We start from the raw sequence: 16302 nt of genomic DNA on the forward strand, positions 1-16302 counted from the left end.
CGGTTTGACCGACGGGGGCGTTTTTTCATCCGCGCCCCGCCCGGATTTACATGAATTGCTCATGCGTCAGCCGTTCTTCCAGCCCATGGCCGGGATCGAACAGGATACGATGACGCACCGCAGGCTCTGACCGGATTTCAACGCTCAGCACATCGCGGAACGACCGGCTGTCGGCATCGGCCATGACCGGGCGCTTCGCCGCCTCCAGCACTTCGAACCGCACCACCGCCCCCATCGGCAACAAGGCCCCCCGCCAGCGGCGCGGGCGAAAGGCCGCCATCGCCGTCAAGGCCAGAACCTGCGAGCCGATCGGCAGAATCGGCCCATGCGCCGAATAGTTGTAAGCCGTCGATCCCGCAGGGGTGCAGAGCAACGCGCCATCGCAGACCAGTTCGGGCATCCGCTCGCGCCCATCCACCAGAATGCGCAGCTTCGCGGCCTGCGGCCCGGCGCGCAGCAGGCTGACCTCGTTGATCGCCAACGCGCGATATTCCCGCCCCGAGGCGGTGACGGCATGCATGGCCAGCGGGTTGATCACCTCTTCCTCGGCGACAGCAAGGCGGGCCACCAGCCCCTCTTCAGCATAGGAATTCATCAGAAAGCCGATGGTGCCGCAATTCATGCCGTAAACCGGCAGCCCCAGGCTCTGCGTCTCGTGCAGCGTCTGCAGCATGAACCCGTCGCCGCCCAAAGCCACGATCACATCCGCCTTGGCCAGCGGGGCATCGCCATAGCGTTCGGTGAGTGCGGCATAGGCGGCCTGTGCCGCGGGGGCATTGCTGGCCCGGAAGCCGATGCGCATGGGCCCTGTCCTTCGCTGTTCTTCGGCGTCAGTCTTGCGGCCCGAACCGGGCAAACTCAACCCCCAGCCCCGGCGGAACGTGAAAAAGTTTCCGATAGGCGACGCGGGTTTCGCGCAAATCGGGCCTTGCGTCGTTTTCTGCCCTTCCCTGTCGCAAGACGCATGGTCTAAAAGGCCGCGAACCCGCCCTTCCCTTCTGGAGACGCCCATGAGTGCCAGCCGCGACCCCGGTTTCTTCACCGAAACCCTCGCCACCCGTGACCCCGAACTGTTCGGCTCGATCACCTCGGAACTTGGCCGTCAACGCCACGAGATCGAACTGATCGCTTCGGAAAACATCGTCTCGCGCGCCGTGATGGAAGCGCAGGGGTCGGTGATGACCAACAAGTACGCCGAAGGCTATCCGGGCAAGCGCTACTATGGTGGCTGCGAGTTCGTGGACGTGGCGGAAAACCTTGCCATTTCGCGCGCCTGCCAGATGTTCGGCTGCTCTTTTGCCAACGTCCAGCCCAACTCCGGGTCGCAGGCCAACCAGGGCGTGTTCCAGGCGCTGATCAAGCCCGGCGACACCATTCTGGGCATGAACCTCGCCTCGGGCGGTCACCTGACCCATGGCGCAGCTCCGAACCAGTCGGGCAAATGGTTCAACGCCATCCAGTATGGCGTGCGCCAGCAGGATAACCTGATCGACTATGATCAGGTCGAAGCCCTTGCCATCGAACACCAGCCCAAGCTGATCATCGCGGGCGGTTCGGCGATTCCGCGCCAGATCGACTTTGCCAAGTTCCGCGCGATTGCCGACAAGGTGGGCGCTTACCTGATGGTGGACATGGCGCATTTCGCAGGCCTCGTGGCTGGCGGGCAGCATCCCTCGCCCTTCCCCTATGCCGATGTGGCGACCACCACGACGCATAAAACCCTGCGCGGCCCGCGTGGTGGCATGATCCTGACCAACAACGAAGAGATCGCCAAGAAGGTCAACTCGGCCATCTTCCCGGGCATCCAGGGCGGGCCGCTGATGCATGTGATCGCCGCCAAGGCCGTGGCCTTCGGCGAGGCGCTGCGCCCCGAATTCAAGGCCTACGCCGCGCAAGTGGTGGCCAATGCCCAGGCGCTGGCAGATCAGCTGATGAAGGGCGGGCTGGACATCGTGACCGGCGGCACCGACACCCATGTCATGCTGGTGGACCTGCGCCCGAAAAACGTGAAGGGCAATGCCACCGAAAAGGCTCTGGGCCGCGCCAACATCACCTGCAACAAGAACGGCATCCCGTTCGACCCGGAAAAGCCCACCGTCACCTCGGGCGTCCGTCTGGGCACCCCGGCAGGCACCACCCGCGGCTTCGGTGAGGCAGAGTTCCGCCAGATCGCCGACTGGATCGTCGAAGTGGTGGACGGTCTGGCCGCCAATGGCGAAGAGGGCAATGGCGAGGTTGAAGCCGCCGTCCGTGCCAAGGTCGAGGCGCTGTGCGAAAAGTTCCCGATCTACCCGACGCTGTGAGCCGGGCATTCTGACGACAAAGGCCCCGGAACAACCGGGGCCTTTTGCTTTGGCGGGCAGAGTTTTCTGCGAAAACTCTGCTCCCACCCCAGACGGAACGCTCAGATCAACCCGCGCCAGCGCATCACCAGAAACGCCCCGCCGGCCACCACGATCAGGGCAAAGGCGATCCGCGCGAGGGTGGATTGCACCAGCAGCAAACGGCGGCTGCCAGACCCGAGCGGGCCGAGATAGCGCAGACAAACGTCATAGGCCTCGGCCACCCGCGACTCGTCGATCTGCAGCAGCAACTTCGGATTCTGCGACATATGCGCCGCCTCGGCCAAAGCCTGCGCCGCAGCGCGCACCTTGCGCGGCAGTTTGCCACCGCCGCGTTTCAGCTTGTCGGCCAGCCCGGTGCCGCGCACGCGCAGGCGTTCTTCCATCAGGCCCGCAACGCGGTCTGCCATCTGTTGTATGGTGATTGCACCCATTGCCTGCCCGCCCGTTATTTTCCGGCAGACTACGCGTGCCCCCGGCCACGTTCAACACCTCTGGCGATTGCGGCGCCGGGCGTTTACATCTTTGCCATGCTGACCACGATCCGCCACCCCGCCCTCACCGCCTCTGCCCTGCCGCCCTTGCTGATCGTGCACGGGCTGTATGGGTCGGCGCGCAACTGGAACGTGATCGCCAAGCGCATGTCGGAACAGCGGGATGTGCTGGCCGTGGATATGCGCAACCATGGCGAAAGCCCGTGGTTTCCGACCCATTCCTACCCCGACATGGCCGCCGATCTCGCCGAGGTGATCCGCGCCCATGGCGGGCTGGCGGATGTCATGGGGCATTCGATGGGGGGCAAGGCGTCGATGATGCTGGCGCTGACCGAGCCTGCGCTGCTGCGCCGCCTTGTCGTGGCCGATATCGCGCCGGTGGCCTATGACCACGACCAGACGCAATATATCACCGCGATGCGGGCGATGGACCTGACCCACCTGTCCACCCGCGCCGAGGCGGATCGCAGGCTGGCCGCAACTGTGCCCGAGGCACCGTTACGCGCCTTTTTTCTACAATCGCTGGATCTGAAAGCCGAAGGCGGGCCGCGCTGGCGGCTGAACCTCGATGTGTTGCAGGCGGAAATGCCGAAGATCGTCGGCTGGCCCGCCCCCCAAGGGCAGTTTAACGGGCCGACCCTGTTTCTGGCTGGCAGCGAAAGCACTTATATCCGCCCGGAATACCGCGCGCGGATCCGACCGCTGTTTCCCAACGCCCGCTTTGCCAAACTGCCGGGCGCAGGGCATTGGCTACATGCCGACAAACCCCGCGAGTTTGAGCAGACGCTGCGGATCTTCCTCGACACCTGACCTTCAGTCGAGCGGGCGCTTCATCCGCATCAACAGGCCGTCCTTCAGCCAGATCTGATGATACAGCGCCGCCGCGACATGCAGGCCCACAAGAACCAGCAACAGGGTCGTCAGCACCTCGTGCACCTCGGCCATTGCCTCGATGCCACCAAACCACGCAACCCCACCAGTGATCGGCAGGACCACCATCAGCGCGTAAAGCCCGATATGCGTAAGATTTGCCACCAAACGCTGCAACGGCGGGTCGCCTACGGGCAGATCGGGCACACCCCGACCGAAGCGCAGAGCCAACCGCCATGCGGCCATAAGCAGCACGGCAACACCGCCCACCACATGCGCCAGAATCAGCGGATCAAAGGCAAAAGCCTCACCCCCCTCGACGGCGCGCCACGCCGCGCTGATCCCGTCTTCCAGCAAGAACTGGGCGGCAATCACCCCTGCCGCCAACCAATGCAGCGCGATCTGACCACGCGAATAGCCTTTCGGGGACATTCCGCGCCTCACTCGATCTGCTTCGCGACGAACCAGCTGACAGGTACTGCCGCAACGAACCCGATTGCGGCGGCGATCAGGATCGGTTGAAGCGTGTCTTGCCCCATGGTCAGCGCGGCGACGATCCCGACCCCCATCAAGCTGGTGGAAGCCATCGAGAAGATAATCAGCATCAGGCGGGTCATTATGCAACCTCATGGGGATATGCGCGTCCCTCTTGTGCACATTATCAACAGCACACAGCCCCGCATTGATCCGGATCAAACCGGCATCGAAAATGCGACTTCTCGCTGAACGCTGGCGATCTGCCTGATGAAGCGGCCATTCCGCCATCCGCACTTGACCGGATGCCGCGCCTCTCCGACAGTCCGCCGCACCCAAATGCACAGGATTGCCATGCCCCTACGGATTGACAGCGCCGAGCTTCGCCTTGTCCGGCTACCGCTCGTCACGCCCTTCACCATTTCCACCGGCACGATGACCGAAAAGCTGTTCCCGCTGCTGACGCTGCGCGCCGAAGGGCTGGAAGGCCATGCCGAAGGGGTGATGGACCCGCTGCCCGATTATCTGGGGGAATCGCTGCCCGGGTCGCTGGCCCTGCTGCGCGAGGTGTTGATCCCGGCGGTTCTGGGCAAACCGCTGGCCAACCCACAGGCGCTGGCGCCGGTTCTGGCGCCGTGGCGCGGGCATCGCATGGCGCTGGCCACGCTGGAAATGGCAGTCTGGGATCTGTGGGCCAAATCGCTGGGCCTGCCGCTGTGGTCGGTGCTGGGCGGCAACGGGCAGGCGGTGGAGGTGGGGGTGTCACTGGGCATCACCCCGCTGGACGAAACGCTGCGCCGGGTGGAAAGCCATCTCGCGCAGGGCTATCGCCGCATCAAGCTGAAGGTGAAACCGGGCCATGATCTGGCCATCGTGGCCGCGGTCCGGCAGGCCTTTCCACAGGCGCATCTGACGGTCGATGCAAATTCCTGCTATTCGCTGGCCGATACGGCGCTGTTGAAGCGGATGGATGCCTTTGATCTTGACTATATCGAACAACCGCTAGCCTGGAACGATATTCACGACCATGCAACGTTGCAAACCCGCATCGCCACGCCGATCTGTCTGGATGAAAGCATCCAGACAGCACAGGATTGCCGCAAGGCGCTACAGACCGATGCGGCGCGGGTGATCAACATCAAGGTCGGGCGCTCTGGCGGGTATATGGAAAGCCTGCGCATCCATGACCTGTGCGCCACGTTCAACGTGCCGGTCTGGTGCGGCGGGATGCTGGAAAGCGGGGTGGGCCGGGCGCATAACATCCACCTCTCCACCCTGCCGAACTTCACCAAACCGGGCGATGTCTCCTCGGCCAGCCGCTACTTCACCCGCGACATCACGGAACAGCAGTTGGAAACCGCCGCAGGTCGGATGCCAGTGCCCGAAGGTGAAGGGATCGGTGTCACGCTGGATCGCGGCTTCCTCGCCACCGTCTCCGACGTGCCCGAGGTGTTCCGGGCATGAGAGACATCCTGTTCCGTGACCTGTCCGGCATGGCAGAGTTTTCCGAGGCAGAGGCGCTGCAGCGTGCCGTCTGGGGCGAAGGCGACAAGGAAGACCCCGCCGACCTGATGATGGTGGTTCAGCATGAAGGCGGGCTGGCGGCAGGCGCGTTTCGCAACGGGCAGATGCTGGGCTATGTCTTCGCCTTCCCGACCGCCACACCGGGCGTGCAACATTCACACCGGCTGGCCGTGCGGGCCGAAGCGCGCGGGCTGGGGCTGGGGCTGCGGCTGAAATGGTATCAGCGCGACTGGTGCCTTGCGCGCGGTATTTCGCATGTTCGCTGGACCTATGATCCGCTGCGTCTGGCCAATGCCAGCCTGAACATCCACCGCCTTGGTGCCGAGGCGAACCACTATCTGCCCGATTACTATGGCGCGATGGAAGGGATCAACAAGGGTGCCCCTTCGGATCGGCTGATGGCGGACTGGTGGCTGAACAGCCCGCGCGTCGCGGCCTGCGCCGCCGGAAACACGCTTCCGGCTGATCCGGTGGAAACGCTTGAAATTCCAGAGGACTTCGGCGCCCTGCTGCAAGACGACCCGCATCTGGCCCATGCCTTGCGTCTGCACAGCCGTGCGGTGCTGCAGGCCGCCTTTGCGCGCGGGCTGAAGATTGCGGGCTTCGATCCGACAAAGCGCAGCTATCTGCTCTGCCCCGCCGACCCTGCATGATGCCGCAGGATAACGCACAGCCCCTGCTGCGTCGGCTGTTCCACCAGGCTGTGGCGGCGGCCGATCCGATGCGGATCGTGGCCGCCCATCTTCCGCCACGGCCTGCGGGGCGGGTGCTGGTGGTGGGCGCAGGTAAGGCCAGCGCCCGCATGGCCGAGGCGGTCGAGGCCGCATGGGGCCCCTGCGAAGGTCTTGTGATCACACGCTACGGCCATGCCCGCCCCTGCCGGGGGATCGCGATCGTCGAGGCTGCGCATCCGGTGCCCGATACGGCGGGCGAGGTTGCCACCCGGCGCCTGCTGGGCCTGCTGGCAGGCCTGAAGGCCGAGGATTTCGTGCTGGTGCTGATCTCGGGCGGGGCCTCTGCGTTGCTGGTTGCCCCCGTCGAAGGGGTGACGCTGGCCGAAAAACAGGCGGTCAATGCCGCGCTGCTGGCCTCTGGCGCGCCGATCGACCGGATGAACACCCTGCGCAAGCATCTGAGCCGGGTGAAGGGCGGGCAACTGGCTGCGGCAGCCTTCCCGGCCCGGGTGTTGTGCCTGATGATTTCAGATGTGCCGGGCGACGATCCGGCCTTCATCGGGTCCGGCCCAACGGTGGCCGATGCCTCTACCCCGGCCGAGGCGCAAGACGTGCTGGCCCATTGGAATCTGCAGGTGCCCGCCTCGGTTCACGCCGCGCTGGCGCGCCCGTCCGGTGTGATCGCCCCCGGCGACCCACGGCTGGCGCGGGTGGAAAACCGCATCATCGCCGCCCCCGCACAATCGCTGGCCGCCGCGGCCGAAGTGGCGCGCGCTGCGGGCTGCACAGTGCATCTGCTGGGCGACGCGCTGGAGGGCGAGGCGCGCGAAGTGGCCGCCGCGCAGGCCGCCGAGGCGCAACGGATCGCCGCGAGCCTGCGGCCACAGGAGGCCCCGGTGCTGCTGCTGTCCGGCGGGGAACTGACGGTCACGCGGCGCGGCACCGGCATTGGTGGGCCGAACGCAGAATTCTGCCTTGCCCTTGCGATGGCCCTGCAAGGCGCGCCGGGCATCCATGCGCTGGCCTGCGACACCGACGGCGTGGACGGCGCAGCCGAGGTGGCAGGGGCAGTGATCGGCCCCGACACCCTGCCCCGCGCCAAAGCACAAGGCCTTGATCCTGCAGCAACTCTTGCCGCAAACGATGCCCACAGTTTTTTCGCGGCGCTGGGGGATCAGGTGATCACTGGGCCGACGCTGACCAATGTGAACGACTTTCGCGCGATCCTGATCCTGCCCCCTGCCAAGCCCTGACCCACGCTTAGGCCGGGGCGGCATCTCGGAAGGCACCGGGGCTTTGCCCGGTCCATTTGCGAAAGGCCCGGTGAAAGGCGCTTGGCTCGCTGAAGCCCAGAGCGCCCGCAATATCGGCCACGCTGCGCGTCGTGCCGCGCAACATCTCTTGCGCCAGCCCGCTGCGGATCTCGTCGCGGATCGCGGCGAAACTTTGCCCCTCGGCGCGCAGACGCCGCCGCAGCGTGGCGGGGGACAGGCGCATCTGCACCGCCAGACTGTCGAAACCCGGCCAATCCGCCGGGGGCAGCGCCCTGAGCTGCGCATGAAGCCGCGCCGACAGGCCCTGATCGTGACGATAGCGCACCAGAATATTGGCGGGCGCCCCGCGCAGGAACTGCCGCAGCGCCGGTTCCGAACGGATCGTCGGCAAAGCAAGATAGCGCGCATCGAAAGCCAGACGGCTTTGCGGTTGGCTGAAATGCACCGGCGCCCCGAAGAACTGGTGATAATCGGCGCGGTGTTCAGGTGCCGGGCAGGAAAAATCAATCCGCCGCAACGGGATACGCCGCCCGACCAGCCAGCAGGCCAGCCCCATCAGGATCAGCCAATAAGTGCGATAGGCAAAGGCGCTGCGCGGGGTGCCCCGGTCGGTCAGCACGATCTCGGCCAGTCCCTCGCGCAGTTCCAGCGCGCCGGACGGATCGTCCAGCACGACACGCAGAAAGCGCAGCGCCCGGCGCAAGGCGCGCTCCAGCGTGCCTGCGTGCAGCACGGCGTGGCAGAGCAGGGTAAAGCTGCCCGGACGCATCGGGCGGGCGCCAAGGCCGAAGAATTCATCCTGCGCCGCCCGCGCCATGGCATGCCACAACTGCCCATATTGCGCGCTGGTGACGGGTTCCGTTGGCACGCCCGCCAGTCCCGCCTCGGCCAGCAGGGGGGCCGCGGCAATGCCCTGTTCGCGCATGCAGGCCAGCGCATCCGCGACAAAGCCGGGCGAGATCATCCGCCGTTCCATCCCCCGCCCCGCTTATGGTAAAACCGATCACGCAATTAGACCTGCAATGTCATTGTTTGCAACACGCGCCCCGCTACAGTCGCCGCAAATCCGCCGGGGGGGAGCCCGGCGGAACAGGAGGATCAGCGAATGGACATCAAGGACCGGGTGTTTCTTGTCACCGGGGCGGGCTCGGGGCTGGGCGCCGCTGTCGCGCGGATGGTGGTGGATCAGGGTGGCAAGGTGGTGCTGCTGGATGTGAACACTGCGGCGGGCGATGCGGTGGCACAAGATCTGGGGGAAGCGGCGCGTTTCATCACCACAGATGTGACCAGCGCCACCGAGGCCGAGGCGGCCATCGACACGGCGCTGGATCATTTTGGGCGGATCGACGGGTTGGTGAATTGTGCGGGGGTGGCGCCGGGGGAGAAGATCGTGGGGCGCGAGGGGCCGCATCGGTTGGACACATTCGCGCGGACGGTCTCGATCAACCTGATCGGCACCTTCAACATGCTGCGTCTGGCCGCCGATGCCATGTCGCGGCAAGAGGCCGGGCCGGGGGGCGAGCGGGGCGTGATTGTCAACACTGCGTCCATCGCGGCGTTTGACGGGCAGATCGGGCAGGCCGCCTATGCCGCCTCGAAAGGCGGGGTCGCGGCGCTGACCCTGCCCGCCGCGCGCGAGCTTTCTCGCTTTGGAATCAGGGTGGTAACCATCGCACCGGGGATCTTCGAGACGCCGATGATGAAGGGCCTGCCGCAAGAGGTGCAGGACAGTCTGGGCGCCGGGGTGCCGTTTCCGCCGCGGTTGGGCCAGCCCGCCGAATATGCGGCGCTGGTGCGCCATATCGTGGAAAACCAGATGTTGAACGGCGAAGTGATCCGGCTGGACGGCGCGCTGCGCATGGCCCCGCGCTGAGATCAGGGAGAGCAGATATGACCGAAGATTCCGCCAAAGATCCGATTGTCATCACCGGCACCGCCCGTACACCGATGGGCGGCTTTCAAGGCACCCTTTGTGCCGCGAATTCCAGCGCTTTGGGCGCTGCCGCCATCCGCGCCGCCGTGGCAGGGGCCGGGTTGGCGCCCGAGGCGGTGGAGGAGATTCTGATGGGTTGCGTGCTGCCTGCCGGTCAGGGGCAGGCCCCGGCGCGGCAGGCGGCGCTTGGCGCCGGGTTGCCGCTGGGCGCCGGGGCCACGACGATCAACAAGATGTGCGGATCGGGGATGAAGGCCGCGATGCTGGCGCATGACCTGATCCTTGCGGGCAGCGCCGGAATCGTTGTGGCGGGCGGGATGGAGAGCATGTCGAACGCCCCCTATCTGCTGCCCAAGGCGCGGGGCGGCTATCGGATGGGGCATGGGCAGGTGCTGGACCACATGTTCCTCGACGGGCTGGAAGACGCCTATGACAAGGGCCGCCTGATGGGCACCTTTGCCGAAGATTGTGCCGAAGCCTATCAGTTCAGCCGCGATGCGCAGGATGCCTATGCGATGACCTCGCTCAGCCGGGCGCAGGCGGCGATTGCCGGGGGGCGGTTTGTGGCAGAGATCGCGCCGGTCACCGTGGCGGCGGGTCGGGGCACCACGGTTGTCAGCATTGACGAACAGCCCGGCAATGCCCGGCCCGACAAGATCCCCACCCTGCGCCCGGCCTTCCGCGAAGGCGGCACGGTGACGGCGGCCAATTCATCGTCCATCTCGGACGGGGCGGCGGCGCTGGTGCTGATGCGCCGGTCCGAGGCAGAGCGGCGCGGGCTGACGCCGCGCGCGGTGCTGGTGGCCCATGCCACCCATGCCGACAAGCCCAACCTGTTCCCCACCGCCCCCATCGGCGCGATGCGCAAGCTGGCGGCGAAAACCGGCTGGGCGCTGGCCGATGTGGATCTGTTCGAGGTGAACGAAGCCTTTGCCGTGGTGGCCATGGCGGCGATGCGCGATCTGGATCTGCCGCATGACAAGGTGAACGTCCATGGCGGCGCTTGCGCGTTGGGCCACCCCATCGGCGCCTCGGGGGCGCGGGTGCTGGTGACGCTGCTGGCGGCGCTGGAAACCTATGGGCTGCGGCGCGGCATGGCCTCGCTGTGCATCGGCGGCGGCGAGGCGACCGCCGTTGCCATTGAAAGGATCGCATGATGCTGCTGACCGAAACGCAGGACCAGATCCGCGACATGGCCCGCGCCTTTGCCCGCGACCGGCTGGCGCCGGGGGCGGCGCAGCGGGATGCCGATCACGCCTTTCCCCGCGCCGAACTGGCGGAGATGGGGGCGCTTGGCCTGATGGGGATGCTGGTGCCCGAAGCCTATGGCGGGGCCGATACCGGCACCGTAGCCTATGCGCTGGCGCTGGAGGAGATCGCGGCGGCGGATGGGGCCTGTTCGACCATCCTGTCCGTCCATTCCTCGGTCGGCTGTGTGCCGATCCTGCGCTTTGGCAGCGAGGAGCAGAAGCAGCGCTTTCTGCCGCGCATGGCGGCGGGGGAATGGATCGGCGGCTTTGCCCTGACCGAACCGCAGGCCGGATCGGACGCCTCGGCGCTGAAAACCCGGGCGCGGCGGGATGGGGATGATTATGTGATTGACGGGGCGAAGCAATTCATCACCTCGGGTCAGAATGGCAATGTGGTGATCCTGTTTGCCGTCACCGATCCTGCAGCGGGCAAGAAGGGCATTTCGGCCTTCATCGTGCCGACCGATACGCCGGGTTACGAAGTGGTTTCGGTGGAGCGCAAGCTGGGCCAGCACAGTTCGGACACCTGCGCGCTGGCCTTCAACGGGATGCGGGTGCCCGCAGCCAACCGGCTGGGCGCCGAGGGCGACGGCTATCGCATCGCGCTGGCCAATCTGGAGGGCGGGCGCATCGGCATCGCGGCGCAGGCCATCGGCATGGCGCGCGCCGCCTACGAGGCCGCACTGGCCTATGCGCGCGAACGCGTCACCTTTGGCAAGCCGATCATCGAGCATCAGGCGGTGGCGTTCCGGCTGGCGGATATGGCGACGCAGATCGCGGTGGCCCGGCAGATGATGCTGCACGCCGCCACCCTGCGCGAGGCGGGCCAGCCCTGCCTGACCGAAGCCTCGATGGCGAAACTGTTCGCGTCGGAAATGGCCGAGGCGGTGTGTTCGGCGGCGATCCAGATCCATGGCGGCTATGGCTATCTGGCCGATTACCCGGTGGAGCGGATTTACCGCGACGTGCGGGTCTGCCAGATCTACGAGGGCACCAGCGATGTGCAGCGCCTTGTCATCGCGCGCAATCTGTGAGGGGCCAAAGATGACCGGCGCCCTTGCAGGCTTGCGCTTTGTCGAACTGGCCGGGCTTGGCCCTGCCCCTTTCGCCGCGATGATGCTGGCCGACCATGGGGCCGAGGTGATCCGCATCCATCCGCTGCGCCCCCGGCGCGGGATCCCGTCGATCGACACCGCCGCCGATGTGCTGGCGCGGGGGCGGGCGTCGATTGCCGTCGATCTGAAATCGACCGAGGGCAAGGCGCTGGTGCTGGATCTGGTGGCGGGGGCGGATGGGCTGATCGAAGGGTTTCGGCCGGGGGTGACCGAGCGGCTGGGGCTGGGCCCGCAGGACTGTCTGGCGCGCAACCCGCGGCTGGCTTACGGGCGGATGACCGGCTGGGGGCAGGACGGGCCGCTGGCTGACCGGGCCGGGCATGACCTGAACTATATCGCGCTGACCGGGGTGTTGCTGGCCACCGGGCCGGTGGATCGGCCGGTGCCGCCGCTGAACCTGCTGGGCGATTTCGGCGGGGGTGGCATGGTGCTGGCCTTCGGGATGCTGGCCGCCGTGCTGTCGGCCAAGGCGACCGGGCGGGGCCAGATCGTCGATGCGGCGATGACCGACGGGGCGGCGCTGCTGAGCACGATGATCCACGGGTTTCGGGCGGCGGGGGCGTGGAAGACGGCGCGCGAGCGCAATCTGCTGGATGGCGGGGCGTATTTCTATGGGCTGTACCGCTGTGCCGACGGGCGCTTTGTGGCGGTGGGGGCGATCGAGCCGCAGTTCCATGCGCTGCTGCTGCAGGGGCTGGGGCTGGACGCGGCAGGGTTCGATCAGGCGGACGAGCTGCGCTGGCTGGATGCCCGCAAGCGGATTGCGGCGGTGTTTGCCAGCCAGCCGCGCGCGCATTGGCAGTGGGTGTTCGAGGGCACGGATGCCTGCGTGACCCCGGTGCTGGATTGGGACGAGGCGCCGGACCATACGCATAACCGCGCCCGCGGCACGTTCATCGAGGTGGCGGGCGTGGTGCAGCCCGCCCCTGCCCCGCGGTTCAGCCAGACCCCCGCAGCGCCGCCCGGCCCGCCGCACCTGCCGCTGGCGGGGGCCGAGGCCTGTCTGGCGCGCTGGTCCATCGCGGCGGAGCGGATTGCGGATTTGCAGCAAAGGGGCGTGGTGCAGCATTGGGCGGAGTGAGGGGGCGCGACACTCGGCCCGCTTGCAAATACCGTGCGACAGGCCGATCAAGCAGGCCTTGCACCCGGAGCCTGCCATGACCGCCTTCCCGCCGCGCTTTTTCGTTACGCCCGACCAGATCGACGCCCAGGTGGCCGCCTTTTATGCGGCGGTGCGGGGGCATCCGGTGCTGGGGCCGGTGTTTGCCGGGCATGTGACGGATTGGCCCGCACATGAGGCGAAAATCGGCCGCTTCTGGCGCAATGCGATCCTGCGCGAAGGGGTTTATGACGGCTCGCCCATGTTGGCGCATCGGCAGGCGGGGGATGTGCGGGCCGAGCATTTTCCGATCTGGCTCGATCTGTTCGACGAGACGCTGCGCCGCACCCTGCCCGAGGATGCTGCGAGCGCCTGGTCGCATATGGCGCATCGCATCGGGCGGGCGCTGCGCATGGGGGTGGAGGAGGCGCGCCGCCCGTCAGGTGCCGCCCCCGCGCTGTTCTGACACCGCGCCTTTTGCCCAGCGGTTCAGCCAGGCCAGCGCCGCCAGCGACAGGCCCAACCCGGCAAAGCTGAGCACGCGGGTCAGCCCGGTCAGCCCCGAGGCATCCCACAGGAACACCTTTGCAACGGTCAGTGCGATCACCGCCATGGCGATGCGCTGCAACCCGTGCGACCGCCGCGCCAAGGCCTGCCACAGCAGGGCCGCGCCGGTGACCAGCAGCGCGAGGGTGTAGCTATACAGCTCGCCCTGCAGCACATCGGGCGCGCCCAGCCACGGCCCCCACCAGATATGGCGGATCGCCAGTGCGGCATAGAGCACAACCAGCGCCGTGCCGAGGCCAAGGAAGAGGCGGGCCAGCAGCCGGGGCAGCGCCAGTTTCCACGCCGCCGCGATCAGCACCAGCCCCGGCAGCCCATAGGCCAGCGCCAGCGAGTTCAGCAGCACCGGCCCCAGCACCAGATCGGTGGTGCTTTCCGGCCCCCAGGCGAACAGCGGGTTCATCGGCCCGACGGCCAGCGCGAAGGCCCCCGCCGCCAGCAGCCCGGCAAATCCGGCCAGCACCAGCCGGAACCGGCGCAGCACACCGCCAAGGCTGGCGCGGTGCAGTTGCGTCAACATCAGAATCAGCCAGGGCAAGGCGTTCAGCACGATGCCCCAGTGGCTCAGGCTCCAATCCGGGTCGGTGGAGGTGTTTTCGGGGATCAGCAGCCGTGACAGCAAGGCATTGGCGGTCAGCGCGGCAAAGGCAAAGCCCGCGCTTTCGGCCACGCCGTTCGCCACCACCCGCCCCGGTGGCAGCAGGCGCCGCGCGGCGAAGGCGGCCAGCGTGCTGCCGCCATAGGCCAGAACCACCGGCGCCAGCGGTGCCTGCAACGCCCAGTCCAGGCCGGGATCGGCGATCAGCCGGTAAGAGATCACCGCCATGCCCGCCTGCAGGAACCAGCCCATTTCCTGCAGGTTGAAGCGCCGGTCCAGCCCTGCCGCCACCAGCACCAGCACCGCCAGCGCCAGTGTCAGCGCGGCGGCCGAGGTCAGCAGGAACAGCGCCAGCGCGATCAGCGACAGGGCCGACAGCGTGGCCCAGGCGCTGCGCCGCCCCGGCGCGCCGTCGGCGCGGGCAAAGGCCAGCGCCAGCCCGACCATCAGCGCCGCCAGCGCAAGGACGTGCAGCGCCCAAGGATAGAGACCCAGCACCAGCGCGGGTTGCCAGATCAGCTCCAGCTCCAGCACCGCCAGCGGGGCGACAAGGATCGCGCCCAAGGCCAGCGGCAGCGCGAAGGCGCCGCCTTTCAGCGACCGCAGCGCGGCGGCGCCGGTCAGCAGCGTGGCCAGCCCCAGCAGGAGCGTCACGGTCAAGGGCGGCGCGGTTTCCGGCGGGCGCAGCAGGATGGCGGCATCGCGGAACTGCCAGACCAGATCTTCGGCCAGTGCCAGCTTGGCGAGGAAACCCAGCGCGGGCAGCAGGGCCAGATCGGCCAGCCCTTCGGCCTTTGACGCCCAGATCAGCAGCGCCAGCCCCAGACCGGCCAGCAGGGCAAAGCCCAGCATCGCCTCGCCCGTGGCGACGGGGGCCAGCGCCAGACCCACCACGCCCGCCAGCATCGTGCCCCCCGCCAGACGCACCGGGAAAACGGGCCAGATGCCAGACCGCTGCCACAGGGCCAGCAGGGTGCACGGCCCCTCGTGCTCCGGGATCAGGCGCAGCGGCGGCAGGACAATCGCCAACAGCGGCAGCGCCGCCAGTGTCAGCAGCCACCCCGCCTCAGATGCGCCCAGCGGCACCATCAGGGCGGGACCGACAAAGCCCAGCAGCAGCGCCAGAACCGAGACCCAGGCCCAGCGGCGGATCGCATCCACCGCCAGCCCGGCGGCGGCGACCAGCAGGTAATAGCCGTGCAGCCAATCGGGGGCGCTGCTGTCGCCCCCCACCAGAAACGGCGTCAGCCCGGCGCCGACAAGGCCGATCGCCACCAGAAACGGCCCATGCCGCCAGCCCAGCAATACCGCGCCCGCCGCCGTGGCCAGCAGCCCGGCAAAGGTCAGCCCCGGCCCATAGAGCGCATACATCAGCCGCCCGGCCACGATGCCCGCAAAGATCGCCACGATCCCGGCCCCGCTGAACACCGAGGGCAGATAGGCCGTCGCCTTGTCGGGCGTATCGCCCCAGCGTCGCCGCACCCATTCGCCAAAGGCGATGAGCGCCGCGCCGAACAGGATCGCCAGCGCGACCCGCGCCGGGGGCGGCAGCAAGCCGCGTTCCACCCCGTATTGCACGAAGAACACCCCGGCCAGCGCCAGCGACAGGGCCGAGACGACATAGACCCAGTTGTCGCGCAGCCAGCCCAGCAAGGCAACGATGCGGTCGCCGCGCAGCACCAGCGGCTGGTTCTGATCGGGGATGGGTGGGGGCTGGGGCGTCTCGGCGGGGGTGGGTGCTTCGCGCAGCGCCCGGTCCCAGGGGGAGGCGGCGGGGGTGGATTCCGGAAGGACGGGCGGGGCAGTTTCGACGGTGGCAGGCGCCCCGGTGGGCAGGGGGGCGGCGGGCAGGATTGTGGTGGGCAAGGTTGCGGCTGGCGCCGTGGCCAGCGCGGCGAGTTGCGTCTCCAACAGCGCGACCCGCGCGCGGAGGCGGTTGTGCCCGACCCAGAGCAGCACCACACCAATCGGTGCCACGATGACAACCAGACCCAGCAGAATCAGCAGTGCTTCCATGGCCTATGCCCCTGAAATTCCTGCCCCGATCTTGCCCGAGAAGGCCACCCCTGAACAGCCGGGACGTGTGGTTCA

16 protein-coding genes are annotated in these 16302 nt (G+C 67.5%); 10 read left to right on the plus strand and 6 right to left on the minus strand.

Going from position 1 to position 16302, the window contains the following annotated elements; all coding sequences use genetic code 11:
• Positions 1-46: 46 nt before the first annotated feature.
• Positions 47-802, minus strand: coding sequence for an NAD kinase (locus BMX43_RS11905; protein ID WP_091301639.1), 756 nt, complete (start codon positions 800-802; stop codon positions 47-49).
• A 208-nt stretch (positions 803-1010) separates the two neighbouring features.
• Between BMX43_RS11905 and glyA the strand changes: the two genes are divergently transcribed.
• Positions 1011-2303 (plus strand): serine hydroxymethyltransferase, encoded by a 1293-nt coding sequence (gene glyA, locus BMX43_RS11910; RefSeq protein WP_091301641.1) that lies wholly within the window; start codon positions 1011-1013, stop codon positions 2301-2303.
• A 101-nt stretch (positions 2304-2404) separates the two neighbouring features.
• On the opposite strand, the gene BMX43_RS11915 is transcribed toward glyA, so the two are convergent.
• Positions 2405-2752 carry a hypothetical protein gene (locus tag BMX43_RS11915; RefSeq protein WP_245749458.1) on the minus strand — a complete coding sequence of 116 codons (348 nt, stop codon included), beginning with the start codon at positions 2750-2752 and terminating at the stop codon, positions 2405-2407.
• Between the two features lie 120 nt (positions 2753-2872).
• Between BMX43_RS11915 and BMX43_RS11920 the strand changes: the two genes are divergently transcribed.
• Positions 2873-3646 (plus strand): alpha/beta fold hydrolase, encoded by a 774-nt coding sequence (locus BMX43_RS11920; protein WP_091301645.1) that lies wholly within the window; start codon positions 2873-2875, stop codon positions 3644-3646.
• A gap of 3 nt (positions 3647-3649) precedes the next feature.
• Here the strand turns inward: BMX43_RS11920 and BMX43_RS11925 are convergent, their stop codons facing one another.
• Together BMX43_RS11925 and BMX43_RS11930 are read right to left on the minus strand one after the other, a co-directional pair.
• Positions 3650-4138, minus strand: coding sequence for a cytochrome b (locus BMX43_RS11925; RefSeq protein ID WP_091301647.1), 489 nt, complete (start codon positions 4136-4138; stop codon positions 3650-3652).
• Positions 4139-4146: 8 nt separating this feature from the next.
• Positions 4147-4323, minus strand: coding sequence for a CTP synthetase (locus tag BMX43_RS11930; protein ID WP_091301649.1), 177 nt, complete (start codon positions 4321-4323; stop codon positions 4147-4149).
• 211 nt (positions 4324-4534) lie between these two features.
• On the opposite strand from BMX43_RS11930, the gene menC reads away from it, so the two are divergent.
• Genes menC through BMX43_RS11945 form a run of 3 tightly spaced genes read left to right on the plus strand, consistent with a single transcriptional unit; the run spans position 4535 to position 7631 of the window.
• The gene (gene menC / locus BMX43_RS11935; protein WP_245749459.1) at positions 4535-5644 is read left to right on the plus strand and encodes an o-succinylbenzoate synthase; all 1110 of its coding nucleotides are present in this window, start codon (positions 4535-4537) and stop codon (positions 5642-5644) included.
• Complete coding sequence (locus BMX43_RS11940) at positions 5641-6357, plus strand: GNAT family N-acetyltransferase (protein ID WP_091301653.1); 717 nt, start codon at positions 5641-5643, stop codon at positions 6355-6357. Before menC ends, BMX43_RS11940 begins: the two co-directional genes overlap by 4 nt.
• On the plus strand, positions 6357-7631 hold the full coding sequence (locus BMX43_RS11945; RefSeq protein ID WP_091301865.1) for a glycerate kinase type-2 family protein: 1275 nt from the start codon (positions 6357-6359) through the stop codon (positions 7629-7631). The genes BMX43_RS11940 and BMX43_RS11945 overlap by 1 nt, the downstream gene beginning before the upstream one ends.
• Positions 7632-7638: 7 nt before the next feature.
• Here the strand turns inward: BMX43_RS11945 and BMX43_RS11950 are convergent, their stop codons facing one another.
• Positions 7639-8628 carry an AraC family transcriptional regulator gene (locus BMX43_RS11950; protein WP_091301654.1) on the minus strand — a complete coding sequence of 330 codons (990 nt, stop codon included), beginning with the start codon at positions 8626-8628 and terminating at the stop codon, positions 7639-7641.
• A gap of 129 nt (positions 8629-8757) precedes the next feature.
• Here BMX43_RS11950 and BMX43_RS11955 point away from each other — a divergent pair, with 129 nt between their 5' ends.
• The 5 genes from BMX43_RS11955 (at position 8758) to BMX43_RS11975 (ending at position 13515) form a co-directional block, all read left to right on the plus strand.
• The gene (locus BMX43_RS11955) at positions 8758-9525 is read left to right on the plus strand and encodes a 3-hydroxyacyl-CoA dehydrogenase (protein ID WP_091301655.1); all 768 of its coding nucleotides are present in this window, start codon (positions 8758-8760) and stop codon (positions 9523-9525) included.
• A 17-nt stretch (positions 9526-9542) separates the two neighbouring features.
• Positions 9543-10742: an acetyl-CoA C-acyltransferase gene (locus tag BMX43_RS11960; RefSeq protein WP_091301656.1), complete on the plus strand. Its 1200-nt coding sequence runs from the start codon at positions 9543-9545 to the stop codon at positions 10740-10742.
• A complete protein-coding gene (locus tag BMX43_RS11965) occupies positions 10742-11869 on the plus strand; it encodes an acyl-CoA dehydrogenase family protein (protein ID WP_091301867.1) in 1128 nt (375 codons plus the stop codon). Before BMX43_RS11960 ends, BMX43_RS11965 begins: the two co-directional genes overlap by 1 nt.
• Before the next feature lie 10 nt (positions 11870-11879).
• Positions 11880-13031: a CaiB/BaiF CoA transferase family protein gene (locus tag BMX43_RS11970; RefSeq protein ID WP_091301658.1), complete on the plus strand. Its 1152-nt coding sequence runs from the start codon at positions 11880-11882 to the stop codon at positions 13029-13031.
• 76 nt (positions 13032-13107) lie between these two features.
• Positions 13108-13515 carry a group III truncated hemoglobin gene (locus BMX43_RS11975; RefSeq protein WP_091301660.1) on the plus strand — a complete coding sequence of 136 codons (408 nt, stop codon included), beginning with the start codon at positions 13108-13110 and terminating at the stop codon, positions 13513-13515.
• On the opposite strand, the gene BMX43_RS11980 is transcribed toward BMX43_RS11975, so the two are convergent.
• Positions 13489-16227 carry a DUF2339 domain-containing protein gene (locus tag BMX43_RS11980; protein WP_091301662.1) on the minus strand — a complete coding sequence of 913 codons (2739 nt, stop codon included), beginning with the start codon at positions 16225-16227 and terminating at the stop codon, positions 13489-13491. The two genes, BMX43_RS11975 and BMX43_RS11980, sit on opposite strands and share 27 nt — an antisense overlap.
• Positions 16228-16302 lie beyond the last annotated feature (75 nt).

The organism is Gemmobacter aquatilis (assembly GCF_900110025.1).
GTDB classification, from domain to species: Bacteria; Pseudomonadota; Alphaproteobacteria; order Rhodobacterales; family Rhodobacteraceae; genus Gemmobacter; species Gemmobacter aquatilis.

Coding starts and splice junctions, on each gene's coding strand:
- BMX43_RS11905 (WP_091301639.1), bottom strand. CDS start 802: ATGCGCATCGGCTTCCGGGCCAGCAATGCCCCCGCGGCACAGGCCGCC.
- glyA (WP_091301641.1), top strand. CDS start 1,011: ATGAGTGCCAGCCGCGACCCCGGTTTCTTCACCGAAACCCTCGCCACC.
- BMX43_RS11915 (WP_245749458.1), bottom strand. CDS start 2,752: ATGGCAGACCGCGTTGCGGGCCTGATGGAAGAACGCCTGCGCGTGCGC.
- BMX43_RS11920 (WP_091301645.1), top strand. CDS start 2,873: ATGCTGACCACGATCCGCCACCCCGCCCTCACCGCCTCTGCCCTGCCG.
- BMX43_RS11925 (WP_091301647.1), bottom strand. CDS start 4,138: ATGTCCCCGAAAGGCTATTCGCGTGGTCAGATCGCGCTGCATTGGTTG.
- BMX43_RS11930 (WP_091301649.1), bottom strand. CDS start 4,323: ATGACCCGCCTGATGCTGATTATCTTCTCGATGGCTTCCACCAGCTTG.
- menC (WP_245749459.1), top strand. CDS start 4,535: ATGCCCCTACGGATTGACAGCGCCGAGCTTCGCCTTGTCCGGCTACCG.
- BMX43_RS11940 (WP_091301653.1), top strand. CDS start 5,641: ATGAGAGACATCCTGTTCCGTGACCTGTCCGGCATGGCAGAGTTTTCC.
- BMX43_RS11945 (WP_091301865.1), top strand. CDS start 6,357: ATGCCGCAGGATAACGCACAGCCCCTGCTGCGTCGGCTGTTCCACCAG.
- BMX43_RS11950 (WP_091301654.1), bottom strand. CDS start 8,628: ATGGAACGGCGGATGATCTCGCCCGGCTTTGTCGCGGATGCGCTGGCC.
- BMX43_RS11955 (WP_091301655.1), top strand. CDS start 8,758: ATGGACATCAAGGACCGGGTGTTTCTTGTCACCGGGGCGGGCTCGGGG.
- BMX43_RS11960 (WP_091301656.1), top strand. CDS start 9,543: ATGACCGAAGATTCCGCCAAAGATCCGATTGTCATCACCGGCACCGCC.
- BMX43_RS11965 (WP_091301867.1), top strand. CDS start 10,742: ATGCTGCTGACCGAAACGCAGGACCAGATCCGCGACATGGCCCGCGCC.
- BMX43_RS11970 (WP_091301658.1), top strand. CDS start 11,880: ATGACCGGCGCCCTTGCAGGCTTGCGCTTTGTCGAACTGGCCGGGCTT.
- BMX43_RS11975 (WP_091301660.1), top strand. CDS start 13,108: ATGACCGCCTTCCCGCCGCGCTTTTTCGTTACGCCCGACCAGATCGAC.
- BMX43_RS11980 (WP_091301662.1), bottom strand. CDS start 16,227: ATGGAAGCACTGCTGATTCTGCTGGGTCTGGTTGTCATCGTGGCACCG.